This window comes from Desulfobacula sp. (assembly GCF_014237455.1).
Taxonomy (GTDB): Bacteria; Desulfobacterota; Desulfobacteria; order Desulfobacterales; family Desulfobacteraceae; genus Desulfobacula.
Window position 1 is genome coordinate 1 of sequence record NZ_JABZFL010000020.1, and the last position, 3178, is coordinate 3178.

Here is a 3178-nt window from a genome sequence, read left to right on the forward strand (position 1 = left end):
CTATGTTGAGGTGGATGTGAGAGACAGTGACATCATCTTGAAACCGAGAAAGCTCATTGATCCTTCGCAGGGGTGGTACTGGACAAAAGAATGGCAGAAAATGGAGGCCTGCGTTGATAGCGAGATCGAAAAAGGGCTTGTTTCGCCAACATTCAAGACTGCGGAAGAAGGATTAAAATGGTTGAAAAAGTAACAGCCTGCCAGTTCAGCAAGCGATTCAAAAAAGAATATAATAAACTGCCCAAAGAAATTCAAAAAGCCTTCGACAAAAAGCTATCTCTCTTTTTGAAACGAACGTCGCACCCCTCGCTCAGAGTTAAGCAAATCCAGGGAACAAAAAATCGGTGGGAGGGATCAATTACCATGAAATATCGCTTCACCTTTGAATTTCTTAAAGACGGGGTTCTATTTCGAGCCATCGGCACACATGACATATTGAAACGATGAAACTAACCCCCTTAAGGTACTCCCCATTGTCAAGACAAAAAACAGGGTTTTTTAAGGTGCACTTTTGAGCCAAAAATAATCCTGAAAATTAAAAAAATAATAGTAAACAGATCAAGGTTCCGCAGGGGAAAATTGATCTACGATAAAACTTTTCTTTGGAAAAAGCCATCAAGATATATCTCTGCCGGGGTCTGGTAATCCAAAGACATATGGGGGCGTATATTGTTATAAAAGTTAAAATATTTCCCAATGTCTTGAATCGCCTCCCGGACGGTTTCATAGTTGTGAAGATAGACACGTTCATATTTCACAGTACGCCACAGGCGCTCTACGAAAATGTTATCCAGGGCTCGGCCACGGCCGTCCATGCTGATCGTTACTCCGGCATCTTTTAAAGTGCCTGTAAAGGCATCGCTGGTAAACTGGCTGCCTTGATCTGTGTTAAATATCTCAGGTTTTGCAACTTTTAAGGCATCTTGCAATGCTTTTATACAGAACTCCTTGTCCAGTGTGGTTGAAAACTCATAGCTCAGGACATACCGGCTGAACCAGTCTATCACTGCTACAAGATAGATAAAACCTTGCTTCAAGCGAATATACGTAATGTCCGTTGACCATACCTGATCAACTCGATCAATTGAAACGTCGCGCAGAAGGTATGGATAAATTTTATGCCCTTTTGCCGCCTTGCTCAGGTTCGGCTTTGGATATATCGCTTCAAGCCCCATAAGCCGCATCAAACGTCTTATTCGTTTGGGATTGATCGTATGCCCTTGTCGCCTTAATATGGCTGTCATTTTCTCAACACCGTAGAACGGATACTTGGTATATTCTTCGTCTATCAATCGCATTAAAAACAGATTATAGTTGTCATTTCTGCTGGATTGATAGTAATAGCTTGATCTGTTAATCCCGAACAGATCACATTGTCGTGTTATCGGTATCCGGGGCTTATCCTGATTGACGCATTGACGCTTTAAATCAACTGAGCAATTTAGATTTTTTTTTAAGCCAATCCAATTCAACCTTTAATTGGCCGATTTGCTGGTAAAGCTCAGCTTGGAGTTCTTCAGTATCTTTTTCTTTTTTTTGGCGCTTTTTTGAAAATATATCGGGTAGTTCTTCTAAAAGACGCTTTCGCCATTGATTTATTTGATTTGAATGAACTCCATATTCACTGGATAGTTGGGAAATCGTTTTTTCTTTTTTGACTGCTTCAAGAGCCACTTTTCCTTTGAAGGATGCACTGTAATTTTTTCTAATTTTACCCATCAATGAGCCTCCTTTTCGTTGATCAGGATATGCTCATTTTACACCTTAAACAACTGTCCAGTTTTTGGGGAGTATTATAAAGTTCCCATTTTACATTCTCCATTTCTTCACCTCTTTTTGTATTTATGCTATGTTTGGAGTTTTTTTGAAACAATATTTTGGTTATTTTTGCTGAATTTGTATTATTATCTAAAGATCACTAACAGAGACAGCCACATCATAATCAACGCCAATTGTTTCAAAATGGCATTTACCGCACTTGATTTTTGCGCTTTCAAAACCACGCAGTTGCAACTGGTCTTTTGTGGCTTTTGTTTCCCGTATTACATAAACGATATCGCCGTTTTCCCTTAATATCGTCCAGTCAGGATTATAGCTGCCAATAGGTGTGGTCGCCTGAAACCAGCTTGGATGCTTGGCGACCCCATTAATATCTTTCTGTATACTCATATTCCCTAACCAATCTATCAACACTCATATTTATCTTCACAACATTGTGCGGTATTAAGACATATTTCCAGGGCTTGCCTTCGTTGCGGGTTGTAAACTCTGTTGCATGGGCACAATACTGGACTGCTGCCCGTGCTTTTTCCTGAACATCTGACGAATCAACATCTCTTTCCTTTTTCGTTTCAACCAGATAGATAGCGCTACCTGTTTCAACTACAAAATCCGGATGATACCGTCGCGAATTATGGTTCCAGTAAATATGGAATTGTTTTTCGGCAGGACGAAGCCACTTTGATACTGACTTGTCATGTTCCAGTATCCAGGCAAAGTCTTTTTCCGTTTTAGAACCAAATTTATAAAGATTATGGCAGGCCCTTTTAAAACCGCTGAATACTTTAGCCGGTATGGAGTTGGTTGGTGTGATTGTTTCCGTATAATGATAGATATTGTCCTCTGTGTATTTTGAAAAATTATGCTCTTCTATTTTTGTAAAAGGTCGTACAGTAGTTTTCACAAATCCCGGTGTTTCGTAATAGAAATGGCCCATCATCTGTGCATAGATGTAATTCCCTATTTCTTTTTTATGATATTGAGCAACATTGATAATATCGTCTTCAACAAGATATGTCCTGAACTTCTCAACTGCCTGACCTGCTAATTTGAATAACAAATCAGACTGGTTGTCGTAATCTATCTCCGGAAAATTGATAAGTTCATTCACAATGATGTTCTCAAGACTGTCGGGGACAATCCTGCCTTTACCTGTAACAATATCAGTGCTGTTTTCCTGTTCACGGAGCTTTTTTATCAAAATCTCTTCAGATACAGGCTTGTAGTTGAGATTTTCGGTATCAAGGCTAAAATCCTTGAACCCGGACAGAACATCATCGCTTTGCTGGATTATAATTCTTGGAATTTCAATAATATTATCCGCAAAATCACTTACAACTGAATCGTATACCCTCTCGACTTCCGCTATTGTCTCTTTGGCAAATAGAGACTGCTGGGG

3 protein-coding genes and 2 pseudogenes are annotated in these 3178 nt (G+C 39.6%); 2 read left to right on the forward strand and 3 right to left on the reverse strand.

Annotation, left to right across the window (positions count from 1 at the left end):
- A pseudogene (locus tag HGJ91_RS03380) lies at positions 1 to 193 on the forward strand (hypothetical protein); the annotation flags it as partial.
- Positions 178 to 447 carry a hypothetical protein gene (locus HGJ91_RS03385; protein WP_291346288.1) on the forward strand — a complete coding sequence of 90 codons (270 nt, stop codon included), beginning with the start codon at positions 178 to 180 and terminating at the stop codon, positions 445 to 447. The pseudogene HGJ91_RS03380 and the gene HGJ91_RS03385, both read left to right, overlap by 16 nt.
- A 137-nt stretch (positions 448 to 584) precedes the next feature.
- On the opposite strand, the gene HGJ91_RS03390 is transcribed toward HGJ91_RS03385, so the two are convergent.
- From HGJ91_RS03390 to HGJ91_RS03400, 3 genes and pseudogenes are all read right to left on the reverse strand, one after another.
- Positions 585 to 1719, reverse strand: a protein-coding gene (locus HGJ91_RS03390; RefSeq protein WP_291346289.1) for an IS3 family transposase whose coding sequence is annotated in 2 segments (ribosomal slippage) — positions 585 to 1446 and positions 1445 to 1719 — 1137 coding nt in all. Because the reading frame shifts where the segments join, the coding sequence is not laid out codon by codon here.
- A gap of 189 nt (positions 1720 to 1908) precedes the next feature.
- Positions 1909 to 2169 carry a hypothetical protein gene (locus HGJ91_RS03395; RefSeq protein ID WP_291346290.1) on the reverse strand — a complete coding sequence of 87 codons (261 nt, stop codon included), beginning with the start codon at positions 2167 to 2169 and terminating at the stop codon, positions 1909 to 1911.
- Positions 2147 to 3178, reverse strand: a pseudogene (locus HGJ91_RS03400) (hypothetical protein); the annotation flags it as partial. The gene HGJ91_RS03395 and the pseudogene HGJ91_RS03400, both read right to left, overlap by 23 nt.